Below are 21249 nucleotides of genomic sequence, written 5' to 3' on the forward strand. Positions count from 1 at the left end.
TGGTCGGCGATGCAGGATTTGAACCTGCGACCCCTTGGACCCAAACCAAGTGCGCTACCAAACTGCGCTAATCGCCGATGCTTATAATTGTTAGCGAGTGACCTCGTTGACAACGGGGTGCATAATAGTGATTTGGCTGGGTTAGGTCAAACGTTTTTTTAAGAAAACAATTCAATTGCTCACTTTTAGTTCATAATAGCCAGAATAACCTAATAGCCGGCTGAAATTTAGACTATTTTGTATAATCAAATACGCTATTAGCTAAAAGCAACTTGGCGCTTTAGTGCTTTTCTGCGAAAATAGTAAACATATTAAAAATGGATTTAATAAAGTAAGTATTTCTTTATTACATTACCCCTATTTTTTGTATATCCATTTTAAGTATCTGTATCAAGTTAATTAACCCTAATTAAAGGTCACCCATGACGGCAAACATCATTGATGGTAAAGCAATAGCAAAACAAGTACGTAGCGCAGTTGCACAACGCGTTTCAGAGCGAGTAGCACAAAACCTTCGTGCGCCCGGTCTTGCAGTAGTGCTTGTAGGACTCGACCCTGCGAGTCAGGTTTATGTTGGCTCAAAACGTAAAGCCTGTGAAGAAGTTGGTTTTATCTCTAAATCCTTTGATTTACCAGCAAATACCACTGAGCAAACACTATTAGAGTTAATTGATGAATTAAACAACGATCAAGAAATTGACGGTATTTTAGTACAACTCCCTTTACCTGAAGGTCTTGATGTAGAAAAGATTCTTGAACGTATTACTCCGCATAAAGATGTAGATGGTTTTCATCCTTACAATATAGGCCGACTAGCCCAACGTATGCCAGCCCTTCGTCCTTGTACACCAAAAGGTATTATTACCTTACTTGACTCAACGGGTGTGCGTTATAAAGGATTGCATGCTGTGGTTGTAGGTGCATCTAATATTGTAGGGCGTCCTATGGCACTAGAGCTATTGTTAGCTGGTTGCACTACCACTGTTTGTCATAAGTTTACACAAGACTTAGAAACCCATGTTCGTCGGGCCGATTTATTAGTGGTTGCAGTTGGTAAACCTGAATTTATTCCTGGTGACTGGGTTAAAGAAGGTGCGATTGTTATTGATGTAGGTATTAACCGCTTAGATAGCGGTAAGTTAGTGGGTGATGTTGAATATAGTGTAGCTGAGAAAAAAGCTGACTTTATTACTCCTGTACCAGGCGGTGTAGGCCCGATGACAGTTGCCAGCTTAATTGAAAATACATTAGAAGCGTGTGAGAAATATCACAGCTAATAAACAAAAATAAAGCAATGAAGAGCCCGCTTAATTGCGGGCTTTTTGTATCATCATTCTACGTTTTATTAAGTCCAAGCCTTGTGGCAAAACCGAAAACACAATCATTAATAACATAATCGCGTACTGCCAATTTGCATACTGCTCGTTAATTAATATTCCTGCACATAAAATACCGGCAATTGGGTTGGCTATAGTGCCAAATGTAAATTCAACTACTGACATTCGTCCTAATAACCAAACATATAGGATGTAAGCCAAAGCAGTGTTAGGTACCACCAGCCAAAATAACGCCAGCCATTGGGTGCTAGTTATTGATGCAGTTAAAAATTGATACTGCTGTGGAGCAAAATAAAAAGCTTGAACCATAGCGGCAATTGCTAACAAGCTACCGCCAATGATTAACTGCCAGGTAAGTACCGTCCACCAGTGAACTTTAGCGGTTACTTTTTTTACCAGCGTACTGCCTATAACAATAGTTAATAGCGCCCCTATCAGTGCCACTACTCCCAATACATTAAGTGCTACATGCTGTGGATCAAATAAGCACCATGCTAAAACCACTAAAGCAAGGCCACAAAAACCTTGTACTAGCGCTGGCTGTTGGCGTTTAACAAGCCAGGCATACAATAATGCCACTACCGGTACTGACACCATACCCACGCCTGCAATAGCTGCAGGTAGGTTAATTGCCATTACAAAAATAAAACTAAAAAATAGCGCAATATTAATCGTGCCGATTAAAAAGATACCAGGCCATTGCTTTGCTGTTGGCCAAGAAGGTTTAAATAACAACAATAATAAACCGGCAGGCAGTGCACGTATGGCTCCTAATAAAATTGGCGGCCACTCTGGGGTTGCGTATTTAGTTACCGCATAAGTTGTTCCCCATAAAAAAGCAGGGATCATGGCAAGTAAAATATTCATTAATTTTCCATTTTTAAATTGATGAATGTGAGTTTAAAACCTCAACTATAATTGAGGTCAACAATATCAATTTTATTAAAAGCATAATCAATTTATTGCAATTGATATAACCAAAAAAGGGTTACCCTATGGCAACCCTTTTTTTGTGATCCGCGCGTTATGGCTAAATCCGCAAAGGTTAATAACCCCTATGCTTTACGCCACGTTGTTTTTCCCGCTGAATCTTCAAGTATTACACCCAATGCATTTAAAGCATCGCGAGCTTCATCTGCTGCAGCCCAATTTTTACTGGCACGTGCGTCATTACGTTTTACAATCAGTGCCTCAATTTCAGCCACTTCATCGTCGTTTTGACCGCCTTGTAAAAATGCCTCAGGTGCTTGTTGAGCAATACCAAGTATTTCACCTAAGCTGCGTAGAATGAAGGCTAAATGTCCTGCTTTTTCGCTATCACTTTCTTTTACTCGGTTTAGCTCTTTAGCAACTTCAAATACAACCGGTAATGCTTCTGGCGAATTAAAGTCATCATTCATAGCTTTTCTAAACTTAGCCACATACTCATTACCCTCAAGCTCACATTCAACTGGCTCAACACCACGTAATGCCGTGTAAATACGCTCAAGTGATGAACGTGCTTGGTCTAAGTTTTCTTGCGAGTAATTAAGCTGGCTGCGGTAATGGCCTGATATTAAAAAGTATCGAACCGACTCAGCGTCGTATTGTTTTAATACCTCACGAACGGTAAAAAAGTTATCTAACGATTTAGACATTTTTTCTTTATTTACTTGCACCATACCCGTGTGGATCCAAGTATTTACATACTTGCCATTATTTGCACAGCACGATTGTGCAATTTCGTTTTCGTGATGCGGAAACTGTAAGTCAGAACCCCCACCATGAATATCAAAATGCTCACCCAAATGCTTTGAGCTCATAGCAGAACATTCAATATGCCAACCTGGACGCCCTTCGCCCCATGGAGATGACCATGATGGCTCACCCGCTTTGGCTTTTTTCCACAATACAAAATCAAGCGGATCGTCTTTATCTTGAGCAACCTCAACACGCGATCCTGATTGCAGCATGGTTAAATCTTGCTGCGATAATGCGCCGTACTGCTCAAAGGTAGAAACATCAAACAATACATCACCATCGGCAGCAACATAAGCATGGCCTTTGGTAATTAAGCGCTCAACCATTTCAATAATTTCATCCATGTGCGCAGTTACTGTTGGTTCAACATCGGGGCGTAACATGTTTAAACTATCAAAATCTTCATGCATGGCTTTCGTCATGCGCACAGTTAAGTCGTTTATTGACTCGCCGTTTTCGTTAGCGCGTTTAATTATTTTGTCATCAACATCGGTAATATTACGCACGTATTTTAAATCGTAACCAATGTGGCGAAGGTAGCGAACAATCACATCAAAGCCAACAAAGGTACGCGCATGCCCAATATGACAGTAATCATAAATGGTGATACCACACACATACATGTCGATTTTGCCTTCGGCCATGGGTTTAAATTGCTCTTTTTGTCGCGTTAGTGTGTTGTATATATTAACCATTTACTTTGAGTCCTTGACTATTAACTTGAACAGCTATGTTACCACTTGAAAAGCCCCTGCTCTAGCGCTTTATAACAAAGCAAACATCTACTTTGTTAATCTTAGCTAACTGAGATAAAATAGCGCGACTATTTAAACCAGATACAGGAAACCTCATGGTTGTTCTACACACTAATTTTGGTGACATCACCATTAAAATGTTTGATCAAGAAGCTCCAAACACAGTTAAAAACTTTTTAGAGTATGCAAATGCTGGCTTTTTCAACGGCACTATCTTTCATCGTGTAATCGATGGTTTTATGGTTCAAGGCGGTGGTTTTATCCCTGGTATGGATCAAAAAGAAGTAAATGATCCAATTAAAAATGAAGCTAACAATGGCCTATCAAATAAAGTAGGTACTTTAGCAATGGCACGTACGCCTGATCCACACTCAGCTACAGCGCAATTTTTCATTAACGTTAACGACAACGATTTTTTAAACCACAGCAGCGAAACGTCGCAAGGCTGGGGTTACTGTGTATTTGCTGAAGTTGTTGAAGGCATGGACATAGTTAATAAAATTAAAGGCGTAGCAACTGGTAGCAACGGCTTTCACCAAGACGTACCACTTGAAGATGTAATTATCGAAAGCGTTACTGTTAACTAATAGCGTTTACTCACATTATGTGAGTATATAAGCGGGTATTAATATAAATTAAGTTTAAATATTTACTTAATTTATATAAGCCCGCTTTTATTTTATCTAAAAAGACTCATCTATGACTCGCAAAACTTATTTTATTGCCGACTTACACCTAAGTGAAAACCGCCCTGATATTAGCGCGGCATTTTTTAGCTTTTTAAATACGCACATACTTAATCAAGATGTAGATGCACTGTACATTTTAGGTGATTTTTTTGAAGTATGGGTTGGCGACGATTACATTACAACGCTGAGCGCTAATGTAGCAAAGCATTTAAAAGCAGTCAGTGATGGCGGTACACCGGTTTATTTTATTCATGGTAATCGCGACTTTATTATGCGCGACAAGTATGCCGCAATGGCAGGCATGACCTTACTTGATGAGCAAACCGTAATAGATTTATACGGTACACCAACGGTTATTTTACATGGCGATGAAATGTGTACTCAAGATATAGAGTACCAAAAGTTTCGTCGTAAAAGCCGTGGATGGTGGTGGCCAAAACTAATGTTGGCTATGCCACTATGGTATCGTAAAAAAATAGCCCGTAATGCACGTGAAAAAAGTAAACTTAGCCAAGCCAATAAACCCCTTGAAATACTCGATGTGATTGATGACGCCGTACTCGCTACTTTTGCTAAGCACCAGGTCACTAATATGATCCACGGTCATACTCATCGCCCTAATGTGCATACTTACACAGTAAACCAAGAAACTTTAACGCGTACGGTTTTAGGTGACTGGTACACCCAAGGCTCATATTTAGTGGTTACACCACAGGCTCAAAAGTTAATTAGCACTCCTTTTAAGGCGTAAAATGAGTGCTACAAAAGGTTAGTTTTTTAATGCAGGAATACCGCTATGAAATTTAAAGTCGGTATCGGGCGTTGCAATGAGCTCACGTTCTTTTTCTGCAAAAAACTGCACTCGCTCGGTAATATCAAAGTCGGCAATTTCTTGCGCCAGCGTTAAATAATCTTGATAATGTCGCGCTTCTGAGCGCAATAGCGATATATAAAAGTCACCTAAACGTTTATCTACATGCGGAGCAAGCTTAGCAAAACGCTCACACGATCGCGCCTCAATGTAAGCACCCACTATAAGCTTATCGACCAGAGCATCTGGCTCAAAGGTTTTTACATTGCGCAGCATACCTTTAGCATAACGACATGGGGTAATACTTCTATATTCAACACCATACTCCTCCATAATTTCTAATACTTGATAAAAATGATGCAACTCTTCTTTTATTAGCATCACCATTTTATCGATTAACTCTTGCCCATACGGCGAGTTAGATTTAGGAATAATAGCCTTGGTAAGCTTATTTTTAGCCGCTAAGTCACGCCAATTGCCTTCACGTTTATAAATTAATGTTTCAAACGGTTTTAGCCACTCAAGCAGAGCGTCGCTACTTTCTTTATCCACCGCATACTTACGAATTAAAAACATCGCTGATTGCGCTGCTTTTAATTCACATATCAAATGGTCGATTAATATAATCGATAAATTTTCTTTTTTTATCGCTTCATCAACCCACTGCTGTGGGGTTTCGCATTTTAAAAAACTTAAAATTGGCGCTAATAATTGTTGCGTAGACACTTTTTGCATATCTCAGTATAACTTTAAACTTAATAACGATTTTACCATGAAACCTTTTTAAAAGATCACCACGGCCTACTTTTACATGGGTATCATTTACAACTTCAAAATGTTAATACAATGTTGCCTTGACTTTGTATTGCAAGTGAACCATAACTGTATAGTGACTGTATAAAAATAAAACAGTAAAAAACTAATAAGTTACTTTTATGGAGTAAACACTATGATACTAAACCACCTATGGGGGCTTTACGCTCACCCACTTGAAGAATGGCAAACAATTGATAATCGCCATGAAAGTCTAACTTATAGCCTCTCGCATATTGTGTTGATAGCGCTGTTTCCCTCGGTTATGGGGTACTATTCATCGGTATATTTAGGATGGAGTATAGGTACAGGAAACCCAGTATTTTTAACCCATGACAGTGCACTACTTATTGCAATTGCAATGTATGTGGCGCTAATTGCGGGTATATTTGCTTTGGCTTATTTAGCCCACTGGATGGGAGTAACCTTTGGTGCTCAGCCCACTTTCACTCAAGCCCTCGAACTAGCAGCTTATACTGCAACCCCGGTGTTTATGTCGGCACTAGCTGCTTTTTTACCACATTTATGGTTTGTGGTGTGCGTAGGCATGGTTGCTTTGGCTTACTCGGTGTACTTACTTTATACCGGTGTGCCAATATTAATGCATATACCAGAAGAACGAGGCTTTATTTACGCAAGCTCTGTAGTAACTTGTGGCTTAATTTTACTGGTTATTATTTTAGCGGTTACCGCTATGCTATGGACTAATGGAATAGTGAGCCCCATGTTTACATAAGCATTACACCGCGTTGGAGTAAAAGTATTTATGCTTTTTTGCACAAAAAAAAGGAGCTAATTAGCTCCTTTTTTATTTAAATATTTTTAACGATTAGTCTGATTCGTTTTCATCTTGATTATGAATTTCTAACCCTGAAGACATCGCATTTTCGCGAGTACTTTTTGCAGAGTCATTACGCATTTTATCAATACGATTTAAGTAGTTTTGATCAATATCACCAGTTATATATTGGCCATCGAATACTGATGTTTCAAATTTAGTGATTTCAGGGTTTTCTTTGCCAACCGCTGCAATCAAATCTTTTAATGACTGAAAAATCAAACCGTCAGAACCAATACTTGCATTAATATCTTCCACTTCACGGCCATGAGCAATCAGCTCGGCTGCAGATGGCATATCAATACCGTACACATTAGGAAAACGTATTTCAGGAGCAGCTGATGCAAAATAAACATTTTTAGCACCCGACTCTCTAGCCATTTCAACGATTTGCGCTGAGGTAGTACCACGCACAATTGAGTCATCAACCAGTAATACGTTTTTACCTTTAAACTCACGATCTATGGCATTTAACTTTTGACGCACCGATTTTTTACGTAACTCTTGGCCTGGCATAATAAATGTGCGGCCAATGTAACGGTTTTTAACAAAACCTTGGCGGTAAGGTAAATCAAGAACACGGGCTATTTCGAGCGCAATATCACACGATGTTTCAGGAATAGGAATAACCACATCAATGTCTTTATCAGCCCACTCACGTGCTATTTTTTCACCCAATTTAGTTCCCATATTTACCCGTGCTGCATAAACAGACATACGGTCAATGGTTGAATCGGGGCGAGCAAAATAAACAAACTCAAAAATACATGGTGAATAAGATACTTTATCTGCACAGCTTAACGAGTGAAATTCACCGTTTTCGGTTACATAAATAGCTTCACCTGGTGCTACATCACGAATAAATTCAAAACCATCTTGTTTTAGTGCAACACTTTCTGAAGCAAACATGTATTCGGTGCCTTTTGCGCTTTCGCGTTTACCAAATACCAATGGACGAATACCATTAGGGTCACGAAACGCCACCACACCGTGGCCAATAATCATCGCGATAGCAGCATAGCCGCCATTCACTTTGTTATTTACTTCGGTAATAGCGGTAAAAATATCTTCTGCGCCAAGCTGTAGCTTGTTTGATTTACTTAACTCATGCGCAAGAATATTAAGCAATATTTCTGAGTCAGAGGTGGTGTTTACATGGCGTCGTGCTTCTGAAAACAATTGCTCTTTTAACTCTTCTGCATTCGTTAGGTTGCCATTATGTGCTAATGCAATACCAAAAGGAGAGTTTACATAAAATGGCTGCGCTTCTGATGAGCTTGACGAGCCTGCTGTTGGGTAACGAACATGGCCTATGCCAATTGTTCCCTGCAATCGTTTCATATGGCGAGTGTGAAATACATCTCTCACTAAACCATTTGCTTTGCGTAAGCTAAACGTATTGTTGTCAATGGTAATAATACCCGCAGCGTCTTGGCCGCGATGCTGCAAAACAGTTAAGCCATCATAAATCGCCTGATTAACTGGCGATGTTCCGACTATTCCAACGATACCACACATGTAATTTATCCTCGCCGATTAACGGTTTACTGAATTTAAAAAGCTTGAGTTGTTTTCAAGGTATGAAAAAAACCATTCAACAACAAAGCCAAATTCCGGAATCAAAATAGAGTTGCCCCACCAATGCGTATTAGGCGCACCTGTAAAAGCATCAAGAAAGAAGAGTAACGCGCTCACGACCAACACGCCTCGAAGAGCACCAAACACTATGCCAAAAACACGGTCGGTGCCTGATAAACCAGTACGCTGTACTAATTCACCTAAAATGTAGTTTAGTAAACCGCCCAACAATAGCGTCACAAAGAATAATATGGCTATGGCCGCTGCATTTCTTAAAAGGGGTTCAGAAATGGTAGTTAGGAAGGAAGCTAAATATTGATAGAACAAGCTAGAGATGATAAAAGCGCCAGCCCATACAGCTAATGACATAGCTTCTTTAACAAAGCCGCGTATTAAACCGATGACGGTAGATAGTGCAATAATGCCAAGAATGGCGTAATCAACCCAGATCATAAGAACCAATTAGTCGCTAATTTGGGGCGCATTCTATACCTAAACATCGTTAATATGCAAGTTTAAGCGGGAGATAACTGGTTGCCCAAAACAGTAAATTTTAACCTTAATTAAAATAGTTTTGACCAACATATGAGAAGTGTAATACGACTAATAAAAACACCTAACCTTGCACACAAGGCTAGGTGCAATACGTTACTTGGTTACTTCAAATTGCGTTATTTTACCATTGAGCTTAGTTAGCTCTTTAAGTGCTGGTAATTGCTTTTGTAACTCATTTTTATTAAGCGATGGGCCAACAAATACTTTAGTTAATGTACCGTTTGGCGTTTTTACTGGCTTAGTAAAGGTTTTGAACCCTTTAGCTTGCAGCTTTGCTTGCAGCGCTTTTACGTTTGCGGCATGAGAAAAACTACCTAATTGAATGACATAAGCCATGCTGGTTAGGTTCTCATTGTTTTGGCGTGGCTTGATTGATTGTACCGGCGCAGCTGCTTGTGGTTGAGCTTTAGGTGCTATTACCGCCTCTACCACTTTAGCTTCTGATGTATAGTCACTTTGAGCAATGTTAGCTTGTTGTTCAAAAGCGATATCATCTGCTTGAATGTCTTCTATCTCATCTTGTTGCAACGAGTCTGCCCCGGCTACGTTTTCATCAATTTCTTGCTGCAGATCGATTGTTTTGAACTCAGAGCGTTCTGGAATCGCTTTAAAGCCTTCTTTATAGTGCACTTTTTCACCATCAAGTATGTTAGGTATAAACACAATTGCTGCTATTACCACGATACTTGTTCCGACTAAGCGATTTATAAAACTTGAGTTCACCGATATTCTCTCTATTTTTTAAAGTAATCAATAGCGCCAGCAACGGTAAAAAATGAACCAAAAACAATCAAAACTGTATCGTTTTGTTGTGTTGGCAAAATTACATCGAGTGCTGCTGCTACGCTATTATAACTATGCTTAATATCATTATGCGGTATGCTTTGTAGCGCATTTTGTAAGTTGCTAGCGCTATCACCACGAGGGCCATTTAAACTCGCTAACGACCATTGATCAACTAAATGGCTTACTTCTTTAAGCACACCTGCTTTATCTTTATCGGCAAGCATAGCGACTAATGCATGAATTTTAAAGCCTTTATCTTTGTAGCTTAGTAATTTACTTGCTAAATATCGAGCCGATTCAGGATTATGCGCTACATCGGTATATACCAAGGGTTGGTCGCTTAACTGCTCAAAACGCCCTTCCACAACCAGGTTTGCTAAACAGGCTTTGATCACCGACTCACTCGGGAGTAAATTTAACACACTTAGCGTGGTTAACGCTGTTGCTGCATTTTGACTAGGAATTGCTGGTTTAGCTAATTCAAGGTTGTACTGTTGATATTGCCAGCTAAAGGTATCTGCGTGTTCTTTAAATATAAAGTCACTCCCTGATAAAACCATCTTGGCATTTATTTCATCGCCATAATCAGTCATGGTATGGGGAATATTTAAATCGCCAATAATAGCCGGCGTATTTTCACGAAAAATACCCGCTTTGTCATAAGCAACGAGTTCGCGCGTATCACCTAAGTATTCTTTGTGATCTAAATCGATAGTGGTAATAACACTCGCAAAAGGCGTAACAATATTAGTGGCGTCATAACGCCCGCCTAAACCTACCTCTAAGAGTACGTAGTCAACCTCACAGCGCTTAAAAATTGCCAGCGCAGCCAAGGTGCCATATTCAAAATAAGTGAGTGCGGTATCTTTGCGCCCTTGTTCTAGTAAATGAAAGGCATCAACATGATACTGGTCGCTAAGCTCTTGCCCATTTACCCGTACACGTTCGTTATAGTGCGTTAAATGTGGTGAAGCATACGTACCTACGCTCAGGCCTTGCGCTAAAAGTAACGACTCTAGGCAGCGTGCTGTGGTGCCTTTACCATTGGTACCGGCAATCAAAATAATTTTACTTGAGGTGTTTAATAGCCCAATGTTATTAGCAACACTGGCAACGCGTTCTAGCCCCATTGCAATATTTGAAGGGTGAACACTTTCTAAATAAAAAAGCCAATCATCAAGGCTTGATGATTGGCTAGGAATTGTTTTTGTCATAGCGTTAGATCAATAAAGCTTAAATTTACGCTACTCTATGCTCTTGCTCAGTAGAAGGCAAGTTCATAAACTTAGCCAAAATGCGTGCCAATGTATCGCGCATTTCACGACGGTCAATAATCATGTCTATTGCACCGTGTTCAAGCAAGAATTCACTGCGCTGAAAACCTTCAGGGAGTGTTTCACGCACTGTCTGCTCAATAACACGCGGCCCTGCAAAACCAATTAATGCTTTTGGCTCGCCTACGTTAATGTCGCCCAACATAGCAAGCGATGCAGAAACACCGCCCATTGTTGGATCAGTCATAACTGAAATAAATGGTAAGCCTTTTTCTGTCATTTTAGCAAGCGCGGCACTGGTTTTAGCCATTTGCATTAATGAAATAAGTGCTTCTTGCATACGTGCGCCGCCAGATGCCGAAAAACAAATAAGTGGCATATTATGCTCTAAGCATTGATCAACAGCGTCAACAAAACGAGCACCTACTACCGATGCCATTGAACCGCCCATAAATGAGAATTCAAATGCTACAGCAGCTACAGGAATACCTTTTAAATGTCCCTTCATTGCCACAAGCGCGTCTTTTTCACCACTTGATTTTTGCGCCGCTGTAATACGGTCAGAGTATTTTTTTGAGTCTCTAAATTTAAGCACATCTTTAGGTTCGTGCTGTGTACCAAGTTCTACACGGTCACCTTCATCTAAAAAATACTCAAGGCGCTTACGCCCACTAATACGCATATGATGATCGCACTTAGGACATACATTCAATGCTTTTTCTAATTCGGCTTTATACAAAATAGAATCACACGATGTACACTTAGCCCAAACACCTTCTGGAATTTCTTTACGACCTGATGCTTTTGTCGTTTTAGGTAAGATTTTTTCTAGCCAACTCATTTGCAACTCTCTTAATGCTGTTCTGTGTCGCGAGCTTGCATGCTTATCATGCAAACAAATTTTCTCAATTAAAACATGAATTACACTAACACGGTATCAAAAACTGGTCTTAGTAGTTGCCAGCGCTTAGATTAAACAGTTAAAAACCACCTAATTAAATACTAATATCTGGTAAAAACAAAGGTCCTAATGGCGTTTTAGGTATGTTAAATTGTTCAGGATAATCAACATCTACCAGGTATAAACCGGCAGCTTTAGCGGTTGCACTTGCCTTTGCTCGCTCTTTTAAATCTAGCAATTCTTTTAGCCAAACAGGTTGTTGTTTATGTAAGCCTATATCCATTAAACAACCCGTTATATTACGTACCATATGATGTAAAAAAGCATTGGCTTTAATATCTATAATAACGTAAGTGCCTTGGCGCTGTACCGATAAATGCTGAATTGTTCTAATAGCAGTATTTGCTTGGCAGTGAATAGCGCGGAACGACGTAAAGTCGTATTTACCTATTAAATACTGACACGCTTCTTGCATTTTAGTTTCATCAAGCGTGTGATGAAAGTGCGTAACACCTTCGTTTAATACCGCACCACGAAGTGGGTTATTATAAATAACATAACGATAACGGCGTGCTGTAGCACTAAAACGAGCATGAAAATCATCAGCCACTGGCTGAGCAAAACGAATAGCAATATCTTTTGGCAACAATGTATTCATGCCTAAAGTAAATGCCACCATATCGCGTGGTGCATCTGTATCAAAGTGCACAACTTGCCCGGTACCATGCACACCGGCATCGGTACGCCCTGCGCATACAATTGCAACCGGATGATTACAAATACGCGATAACGCTGTTTCTACTTCTTGTTGTACGCTGTTTACGTGTGATTGTCGTTGCCAACCACTATAGCGTGCGCCGTTGTATTCAACTCCAAGTGCTACTCGCATAATTACTGCTTTACCTACTGTGCTAATGAACGGGGCATTTTATGCTATCTAGCGATGCAATAAAAGCAGCTGCGCTATAATCAAACCTATCCCGATTAAAAAAGCCCGTAATTAGTAAAATTACGGGCTTTAAATTTATGCTCTTTATTTTATTTAAGTTTAGCTTTTAAGCTAAGCGCTTCTTGTTGAACTTCTTCAGGGCCTTTATTAATAACGTCTTCGATAACCTTAAGCGCTGAGTCAAAATCATCTATTTCGATATAAGCGCGGGCTAAGTCTAATTTAGCAGAATAACCGCCACTTTCAGCATCAACATCTGTTGGGTTATCGCCGGCCAGTAATGAGTCAAAATCACCTAGTCCTACGTCCATATTCACATCATCGTAAGGTTCGTGCTCTGTATCTGCGTCGTCACTTTGCTCTAATAACGCATCAATATCTACAAACTCATCTTTGCTATTTTGCTCAATAGTATTGCTGTTAACAGTTGGCTGTGGCGCTAAAGCTGATTCATCAGTATCTACTTCATCACTGAGTAAGTTATTAAAATCAACGTCAAACTCACTACTGTCTGCAATATCCAGCTCATCAGCATCGGCTAATTCATTTAGTAATGCATCAAAGTCGGTCTGAGTTAAATCGGCCATAAACTCGTCATCAAGCTCATCATCCGATGCAACTTCACCGTTATGCGGTAACTCTGTTGGCATTAATGCCGCTTCACGGTCTACATTTGTTTGCTCATCAATTAACTTCTCATCTAACTCTTCATTTAATTGCTCAATTTGAATATCGTCTACTTCGTTAAGCAAATCATCACTAACGTCATCATTTAATTGCTGCTCAGACGAATTACTTGTATCAACCTCTGGTGGTGAGGTTATTGGTAATAATTCATCTTCATTTTGTTGTTCACTATCGAGCTCTGAAAAATCATTTTCAATTAATAGTTCATCGTCAAAGTCATCATTTAAACTATCTAAATTACCACCGGCTAGTAGCGAGTTTGCAAGATCTTGTTCAGCTTGACTCGAGGCCATACCTTTAGCATCACCACCTAGGTTATCGCCTTGCAGCTCTTGCGGAGTAAACGCTTGCTGTTCATCTGCTGTTAGTATTGCATCGTCATTCAGATCTAGCTCAGGGTATTCGTCTACATCAAGCTCTTCGCTTGGCGCTGCTACATCAGGCACTGACTCATCTGCTAATAATTCAGATTCATCATTTTCAATACCTAGAGGGTCGTCACCTAATTCGGCTTCTGTTACATCATTAAAATCATCAACCGACCACTGAGGGGGTTCTACATACTCTTCATCATCGGATGCTTGTTGTAGCTCATTTAAAAGCTCATCAACACTTTTTAAATTATCGTCATTATATTCTTCAAGCGCATCTTCAGGATCGAGTAACGTCTGCGATGTATCTGAGTAATCCTCTATAATTGAGTCGCCAAAATCGTCTTGCTCTTCTGCTGCAAGCTCTGGTTCTGACTCAAGTGCTGACTCTGTATTTTCACTGAATGATGAGGCAACAGATTCAGCGTCGTCACTATTTAACTCTTGCTGCGCTTTTTCTAAATCCTCTACTGATTCAGCAAGGGCTGTATCTATTTGTGCATCATGTTCATCAAGGTCGTCGTCTAAGTTATCAATTAAACTGTCGATATCGTCAATATCATCTAAGTCAAAGTCATCAGCTTCTTCTACTAACTCAGCTGTATTTTTTTGCTCTTCAAGCGGTGTTTCAGGCTGCTCTTCATCGCCCTGCTCGCTTTGTTCACTAACTTCGTCGATTAAGCTGTCGATGTCGTCAATATCATCTAAGTCAAAGTCGTCGGTTTCTTCTACTAACTCAGCTGTATTATTTTGCTCCTCAAGCGGTGTTTCAGGCTGCTCTTCCTCGCCTTGTTCACTAACCTCGTCGATTAAGCTGTCGATATCGTCAATATCATCTAAGTCGAAGTCATCGGCTTCTTCTACTAACTCAGCTGTATTATTTTGCTCTTCAAGCGGTGCTTCAGGCTGTTCTTCATCATCCTGCTCACTTACTTCATCGATTAAGCTGTCGATATCGTCAATATCATCTAAGTCAAAGTCATCAGCTTCTTCTACTAACTCAGCTGTATTATATTGCTCTTCAAGCGCTGCTTCAGGCTGCTCTTCATCGCTTTGTTCGCTAACTTCGTCGATTAAGCTGTCGATGTCGTCAATATCAACACCATCATTTTCTTCAACTAATTGTGTCGTGCTGCTTTGTTCTTCAAGCAGATCATCATCCTGCTCGTTTGCTTCATCGATTAAGCTATCGATGTCATCTAAATCAAAGTCGTCATTCTCTTCTACGAGCTCTGTAGCGCTGCTTTGCTCTTCCAGCAGATCATCGCCCTGCTCGTTTGCTTCATCGATTAAGCTATCGATATCATCTAAATCAAAGTCGTCGTTTTCTTCAACTAGCTCTGTAGCGCTGTTTTGCTCTTCAAGCAGATCATCGCCCTGAACGTTTGCTTCGTCAATTAAGCTGTCGATATCATCTAAATCAAAGTCGTCGTTTTCTTCAACTAGCTCTGTAGCGCTGTTTTGCTCTTCAAGCAGATCATCGCCCTGTTCGCTTTCTTCATCGATTAAGCTGTCGATATCGTCTAAATCAAAGTCGTCGTTTTCTTCTACGAGCTCTGTAGCGCTGCTTTGCTTTTCAGGCAGAGCATCGTCCTGCTCACTTACTTCATCGATTAAGCTGTCGATATCATCTAAGTCAAAGTCGTCGTTTTCCTCTACCAACTCTTCTGTATTTTTTGGTATTGATGATTGCTCTGATTCTAATAAATCATCAATATCAAAATCGTCATCTTCACTTGCTAACTCTTCACTAAAGGCAGATATTTCATCGTGAGAATCCCCACTCTCTGGTGCTACTTTGTCGCTATCACTCGATTCAATTTCTGGTAAGCTATCGTCTTCATCAAATAAGCTATCTAAATCATCAGCACTTAAAATATCATCACTGTTTTGTGATGTGTTTAAGTCTAAATCAATAGTGTCCTCTAAGCTGTCATCTACAGGCTCATCAAAGCCTTGCTGCATAAAAATATCGAGCTCATCATCGTCTTGGCCGTCTTCATCATCAAAAATGATGTCATCGCTCAGTAAGCTTTCTAACTCATCTTGATCTAATAAATTGCTATCGTCTAATGAGTCGTCAAACGCTACATCGTCATCTAACAGCGCGTCATCCGAAATACCGTCATCTAATTGAACACTTAAATCATCCAACGGATCAGGAATAATAGGATCGTCGTGGCTAGCTGCACTTACAACATCATCGCTGTCATCACTGCTATAAACGGGAGTTTGCGGTAAAAACTCTTCATCTTCTTGGTTATTTTGTTCTGTGTTATTTGCGCGTTTACGTAACAACATTACAACGGCAAAAATAATTAATAATGCAGGTATAGTCATTAACAAAATTAAAACCAGCGGATTAGATAGCAAGGCTCCTAAGTCAAATTCGGCATCTTGTTTGGCGTCTTTGATTTTTTGTTGCGCTATTATTTCATTTTGTTTAACTATTAATTCTTTAAGTTGCAGCTGTATTTCGCTGTCTTGCCCTAGTTGCTCGCGTAAGTTTTTTAGCTCTTGTGAAATACCTGTGAGTTGTTTTTTAAGCTTGTTATTCTCTACTAATATTTCTTCAACATTGTTTACCGAACTTTTAAATTGCTGTTGCAGCTCAACTAATCTATTACTTTGATCCGTTTTTATGTCATTTAATTCTTTTTGTAATTCTTTTTTAGCTTCGTCTACGTCAACTTTACGCGCTTGCGTTACTTTGGTTTGAGCTGTATTAATTTCGCTTTGCGTTAGCGTGCCGTTTTTCTTTTTTTCCCATAACTTGTCGTCTTGTTCAGAGCGCTGTCTTGCTAGCTCAGAGCTAACACTTTTAATTTCAGCTAAGGTGGGTATGTTTAAATAGGCACCACTTTGCATGTGGTTAAGGTTTTGTTCTAAAAATGAATTTGGATTTTTGTTATACAAGGCCTGCATAACTTGATAAATGCTTACAGAGTTATCAGGACGAACTTTAACAGCAATACGCCAGAGTGTATCGGTCGGTTTTATTGGCCCTATTGCTCGTCCTTGCACACCATAGTCAACGCCTTTAGGCCCCTTTAGTTGGGTACTGTCTTGAGAGTAAACAGAAGTGACTATAAATGCAGACGCCAATATAATAAGTGAAGCTAAACCGCGCATGCTGATCCTTTAATGTTTAAATGTTAACGTAGCGCCACAAAGTGGGCGCATAAACATTGATTATTCTTGCCGTTATCAACCAAATGGCTGACTCACATTTTTTATTACAATCTATTTTTATTGCAAGCTCTATTCCAGTTACAAACTATAAACCAGTTAGCCACTAATATCCATCGCAACACTTTGAAAATAAATACCTTAAATTTATAATTAAAAGTATTTAAATCTGTTATATCAACATCTTTATACGCTTTTAAATTATATGCGGCAATTAATTGACAGCCATATAAACAAAAAGCGGCAAACAAATAATGTTTACCGCTTTTTTTGCTTTAAAGCTATAAATAATTACATGTAGTTAGCAATAAGCTCTTCTGCAATTTGTATGCTATTTGTTGCTGCACCTTTGCGGGTATTATCGCTTACAACCCACATATTTAAACCATGTGGATGTGAAATATCGGCGCGTAAACGACCAATGTAAACTGTGTCATTACCGCTGGCATCAGATACCGCTGTTGGGTAATCGCCCGCGTCATCAATAAGCTCAACACCTGGCGCGTCGTTTAATAACTGTTTTACGTGTTCAAGGTCATATGGCATACGTGTTTCTATATTGATTGACTCTGAATGACCAAAAAACACCGGTACTCTTACACACGTTGGGTTTACTGCAATGGTAGTATCGCCTAATATTTTATGCGTTTCGTTAACCATTTTCATTTCTTCACGGGTGTAGCCGTTATCTTCAAATGCATCTATTTGTGGGATCACGTTAAACGCAATTTGCTTAGGAAATATATCGCTGTCAACTGGGCGGGCATTCATTAAGTTAGCGGTTTGCTTTGCTAACTCATCAACCGCTTTTTTACCTGCGCCCGACACTGCTTGATATGTTGATACATTAATACGGTCAATTCCGTAAGCATCGTATATTGGTTTTAGTGCCAACATCATCTGAATAGTTGAACAGTTAGGGTTGGCAATTATGTTACGGTTTCTAAAATCGGCTAAGCTTGCTGCGTTAACTTCTGGTACGATTAGAGGGACTTCAAAATCATTTCTAAAAAATGATGTATTGTCGATTACTACACAACCAGCATCTGCAGCAATTGGCGCGTACTGCTCTGACACACTACCACCAGCAGAGAAGAAGCCTATGTGCGCTTGGCTAAAGTCAAAGCCTTCAACATCTAGTACTTCAATGGTCTCACCACAAAACTTAATGTCTTCGCCTGCGCTGCGGCTGCTAGCAAGTAAAAAAAGTTGATCCACTGGAAATTTACGATCTGCTAATGTTTCAATGATTTGACGACCAACTAAACCTGTAGCACCAAGTACCACAACGTTATATTTTTGCGACATATTTATTCCTCTTTAAGCGATATTAAAACAACATCGCTAGTTAAATTAGTTTGCAACAGTAAACCCAAGCTGGGCTAAAGCGGCTAGCTGCGAGCTATCACCTTGTATTGTTAAAGTGCTAAATTCTCGTCTTACAGGGTAGTTTTTACGTAAACTATCAAAACCGTTATTCGCTAAATCACGCAGTAAAATACCGTCATCACGGCGTACGTCGTAAATTAAATGCACCAAACGCGCAATATCAGCTTCATTAAAACTTTGTCCTAATGTAGCTTGCGTAATTGCAGGCACGGGTAAAAACTCGTCGAGCGACTTTGTTGCTTCTATCCCTTTGAGTTCACAAAACTTTTGATACAATATTTGTGTACCACGGGCTTTCCCTTCAAGGGTGTGCCCTGCAATGTGAACGCTTGCATAGCGCACATGCTCCAATAGCTCAGTTAAAATAGTGGGTTCGTTTTCCCATACATCAAGCACTAAATCTAAATCGGCACCCGCTTGCATCACTTCTAATAATGCTTGATTGTCAATCACATCACCACGGCTTGCATTAATTAACGTAAGCCCGGGTTTGAGCGCTTTTAATCTGGCTTTATCCATCATATGTAGCGTTTTATGCTCGCCACTTTTTATAAGCGGAACATGAAAAGTTACAATATCTGACTGCGCAAGTAATTGATCAAGTGCTACGTGCTCGTTTAATAAGCCTTGCGCATGTTTTATTGGATCACATAAAAGTACGGTTAAATTCAGCGCTTGTAATTTTTTCGCCAAACAACTGCCAATACTGCCTACGCCAACTATACCTATTGTTTGATTATTAAGTGGGCGGGCGTTTTCTTGGCTTAAGGCATATAAACTGCTTATTACATACTCGGCTACCGCAATTGCGTTGCAGCCTGGCGCGCTACTAAAGGCAATATTTTTATCATTTAATAATTGCGTATCAATATGATCAACACCAATTGTTGCGGTGCCAACAAAGCTTAGTTTGTTAGCGTGTGCTAAAAGCTCATTATTAACCTGAGTGACTGAGCGAGTAAGCAGCACATCTACGTCTATTAGTTGATCGGCTGTTAATTGTCGCCCATCAAAACGCTCAACTTCACCAATGTCTGCAAAGTACTGCTCAACTAAAGGCATATTCTGATCGGCAAGAATTTTCATACAGAGTCCGTTTGGCAATTAAGGGTCGCTATTGTAACGAACAACCTAGGCTTTGCACAAACTAAAAAGCCGAGCAATGCTCGGCTTTGGGTATTTAGTAAGAAACTAATTAACCTTTATATTTACTCATAACTAAAGTGGCATTTGTACCACCAAAGCCAAAGCTGTTCGACATTACAGTATTTAACTCAACATCACGACGTTCAGTAACAATATCAAGGCCTGCAGCTTGCTCGTCTAATTCATCAATATTAATTGATGGTGCAACAAAGCCATGCTCTAGCATTAATAAAGAGAAAATAGCCTCGTGAACACCCGCCGCACCTAGGGCATGGCCTGTCATTGCTTTAGTTGCGCTGATCATTGGTGAATTACCACCAAATACGTCTTGAATAGCGCCAAGCTCTTTAACATCGCCCACTGGAGTAGATGTGCCATGCGTATTTAAATAATCAATACTTTCTACGTCTTGCATAGCTTGGCGCATACAGCGTGCAGCACCTTCGCCTGAAGGAGCAACCATGTCGTAACCATCAGACGTTGCACCATAGCCAACAATTTCTGCGTAAATATGTGCGCCACGAGCAAGAGCATGTTCAAGCTCTTCAACCACAACAATACCGCCACCACCAGATATAACAAAACCATCGCGGTTTGCATCGTACGTACGCGATGCTTTTTCTGGTGTTTCGTTGTACTTAGTAGAAAGTGCGCCCATAGCGTCAAATTCCATTGCTAAAGTCCAGTGCAGCTCCTCACCACCACCAGCAAAAACAACATCTTGCTTGCCAAGTTGAATTTGTTCTACTGCATTACCAATACAGTGCGCTGATGTAGCACATGCAGAACTAATAGAGTAGTTAACACCTTTAATTTTAAACGGTGTTGCTAAACATGCAGACGTGGTGCTTGCCATAGTACGTGGCACCATATAAGGACCTACACGCTTTACGCCTTTTTCGCGTAAAATATCAGCCGCTTCTACTTGCCATTTAGATGAACCACCACCAGAACCAACTATAATACCCGTACGCTCGTTTGACACTTGCTCGTCAGATAAACCTGAGTCTGCAATCGCTTGCGTCATTGAAATATAAGAATAGGCAGCAGCATCACCCATAAAACGCATTGCTTTGCGGTCAACATGTTCTTTAACGTCAATATCAATTTTGCCCGACACGTTGCTACGTAGCTTGTAATCGGCAAATTCTTGGTTAAACGCAATGCCACTACGGCCTGTTTTTAACGATTCTAATACTTCTTCTTTGTTGTTACCAATACTTGATACAACACCGATACCTGTAATTACGGCTCTTCTCATGGGTAATTCCCTTAGCTTAATACTTAATTGCGTTCTATTTTACGCGAATTTAATCACCTAAGTGGTCAGCTTTCTAGCGTACACTTGTACTCTGAACTGCTAGCTTATAAATAACGCCAGACTATTTCAAAGAAAACACGTAAAATAATTAAAAAATTTCATCTCTAAAATTAAATGGGT

17 protein-coding genes and 1 tRNA gene are annotated in these 21249 nt (G+C 39.9%); 4 read left to right on the forward strand and 14 right to left on the reverse strand.

Features of this window, described 5'->3' with window-relative positions:
• A tRNA-Pro gene (locus tag HC000_RS14500) sits at positions 1 to 77 on the reverse strand.
• A 345-nt stretch (positions 78 to 422) separates the two neighbouring features.
• Here HC000_RS14500 and folD point away from each other — a divergent pair.
• Complete coding sequence (gene folD, locus HC000_RS14505) at positions 423 to 1277, forward strand: bifunctional methylenetetrahydrofolate dehydrogenase/methenyltetrahydrofolate cyclohydrolase FolD (protein ID WP_179808012.1); 855 nt, start codon at positions 423 to 425, stop codon at positions 1275 to 1277.
• A 30-nt stretch (positions 1278 to 1307) separates the two neighbouring features.
• Here the strand turns inward: folD and HC000_RS14510 are convergent, their stop codons facing one another.
• Positions 1308 to 2204: an EamA family transporter gene (locus HC000_RS14510; RefSeq protein WP_179808013.1), complete on the reverse strand. Its 897-nt coding sequence runs from the start codon at positions 2202 to 2204 to the stop codon at positions 1308 to 1310.
• A gap of 188 nt (positions 2205 to 2392) precedes the next feature.
• Entirely contained in the window at positions 2393 to 3772 is a 1380-nt protein-coding gene (gene cysS, locus HC000_RS14515) for a cysteine--tRNA ligase (protein ID WP_179808014.1), read from the reverse strand.
• A gap of 155 nt (positions 3773 to 3927) precedes the next feature.
• On the opposite strand from cysS, the gene HC000_RS14520 reads away from it, so the two are divergent.
• Both HC000_RS14520 and HC000_RS14525 read left to right on the forward strand, forming a co-directional pair.
• Complete coding sequence (locus HC000_RS14520) at positions 3928 to 4419, forward strand: peptidylprolyl isomerase (RefSeq protein ID WP_011328724.1); 492 nt, start codon at positions 3928 to 3930, stop codon at positions 4417 to 4419.
• Between the two features lie 112 nt (positions 4420 to 4531).
• Positions 4532 to 5272, forward strand: a complete 741-nt coding sequence (locus HC000_RS14525) for a UDP-2,3-diacylglucosamine diphosphatase (protein WP_011328725.1) — start codon at positions 4532 to 4534, stop codon at positions 5270 to 5272.
• An 18-nt stretch (positions 5273 to 5290) separates the two neighbouring features.
• Here HC000_RS14525 and miaE read toward each other — a convergent pair whose 3' ends face one another.
• Positions 5291 to 6058 carry a tRNA isopentenyl-2-thiomethyl-A-37 hydroxylase MiaE gene (gene miaE, locus HC000_RS14530; RefSeq protein ID WP_179808022.1) on the reverse strand — a complete coding sequence of 256 codons (768 nt, stop codon included), beginning with the start codon at positions 6056 to 6058 and terminating at the stop codon, positions 5291 to 5293.
• 223 nt (positions 6059 to 6281) lie between these two features.
• Between miaE and HC000_RS14535 the strand changes: the two genes are divergently transcribed.
• A complete protein-coding gene (locus tag HC000_RS14535; protein ID WP_011328727.1) occupies positions 6282 to 6881 on the forward strand; it encodes a Yip1 family protein in 600 nt (199 codons plus the stop codon).
• Positions 6882 to 6974: 93 nt separating this feature from the next.
• Here the strand turns inward: HC000_RS14535 and purF are convergent, their stop codons facing one another.
• From purF to fabB, 10 genes are all read right to left on the reverse strand, one after another.
• Complete coding sequence (purF, locus tag HC000_RS14540; RefSeq protein WP_179808015.1) at positions 6975 to 8501, reverse strand: amidophosphoribosyltransferase; 1527 nt, start codon at positions 8499 to 8501, stop codon at positions 6975 to 6977.
• A gap of 18 nt (positions 8502 to 8519) precedes the next feature.
• The gene (locus tag HC000_RS14545; protein WP_041454502.1) at positions 8520 to 9014 is read right to left on the reverse strand and encodes a CvpA family protein; all 495 of its coding nucleotides are present in this window, start codon (positions 9012 to 9014) and stop codon (positions 8520 to 8522) included.
• 195 nt (positions 9015 to 9209) lie between these two features.
• A complete protein-coding gene (locus HC000_RS14550; RefSeq protein WP_179808016.1) occupies positions 9210 to 9839 on the reverse strand; it encodes an SPOR domain-containing protein in 630 nt (209 codons plus the stop codon).
• Positions 9840 to 9850: 11 nt separating this feature from the next.
• The gene (folC, locus tag HC000_RS14555; protein ID WP_179808017.1) at positions 9851 to 11116 is read right to left on the reverse strand and encodes a bifunctional tetrahydrofolate synthase/dihydrofolate synthase; all 1266 of its coding nucleotides are present in this window, start codon (positions 11114 to 11116) and stop codon (positions 9851 to 9853) included.
• A 25-nt stretch (positions 11117 to 11141) separates the two neighbouring features.
• Positions 11142 to 12017: an acetyl-CoA carboxylase, carboxyltransferase subunit beta gene (gene accD / locus HC000_RS14560; RefSeq protein WP_011328732.1), complete on the reverse strand. Its 876-nt coding sequence runs from the start codon at positions 12015 to 12017 to the stop codon at positions 11142 to 11144.
• A 154-nt stretch (positions 12018 to 12171) separates the two neighbouring features.
• Complete coding sequence (truA, locus tag HC000_RS14565; RefSeq protein WP_086998470.1) at positions 12172 to 12966, reverse strand: tRNA pseudouridine(38-40) synthase TruA; 795 nt, start codon at positions 12964 to 12966, stop codon at positions 12172 to 12174.
• A 149-nt stretch (positions 12967 to 13115) separates the two neighbouring features.
• Complete coding sequence (locus HC000_RS14570; RefSeq protein WP_179808018.1) at positions 13116 to 17216, reverse strand: FimV/HubP family polar landmark protein; 4101 nt, start codon at positions 17214 to 17216, stop codon at positions 13116 to 13118.
• Positions 17217 to 17564: 348 nt separating this feature from the next.
• Positions 17565 to 18581, reverse strand: a complete 1017-nt coding sequence (locus tag HC000_RS14575; RefSeq protein ID WP_011328736.1) for an aspartate-semialdehyde dehydrogenase — start codon at positions 18579 to 18581, stop codon at positions 17565 to 17567.
• A gap of 45 nt (positions 18582 to 18626) precedes the next feature.
• Entirely contained in the window at positions 18627 to 19748 is a 1122-nt protein-coding gene (locus tag HC000_RS14580; protein WP_179808019.1) for a 4-phosphoerythronate dehydrogenase, read from the reverse strand.
• Positions 19749 to 19857: 109 nt separating this feature from the next.
• Positions 19858 to 21069 (reverse strand): beta-ketoacyl-ACP synthase I, encoded by a 1212-nt coding sequence (fabB, locus tag HC000_RS14585; RefSeq protein WP_011328738.1) that lies wholly within the window; start codon positions 21067 to 21069, stop codon positions 19858 to 19860.
• Positions 21070 to 21249 lie beyond the last annotated feature (180 nt).

Source organism: Pseudoalteromonas sp. MIP2626 (assembly GCF_013414205.1).
GTDB lineage: Bacteria > Pseudomonadota > Gammaproteobacteria > Enterobacterales > Alteromonadaceae > Pseudoalteromonas > Pseudoalteromonas nigrifaciens.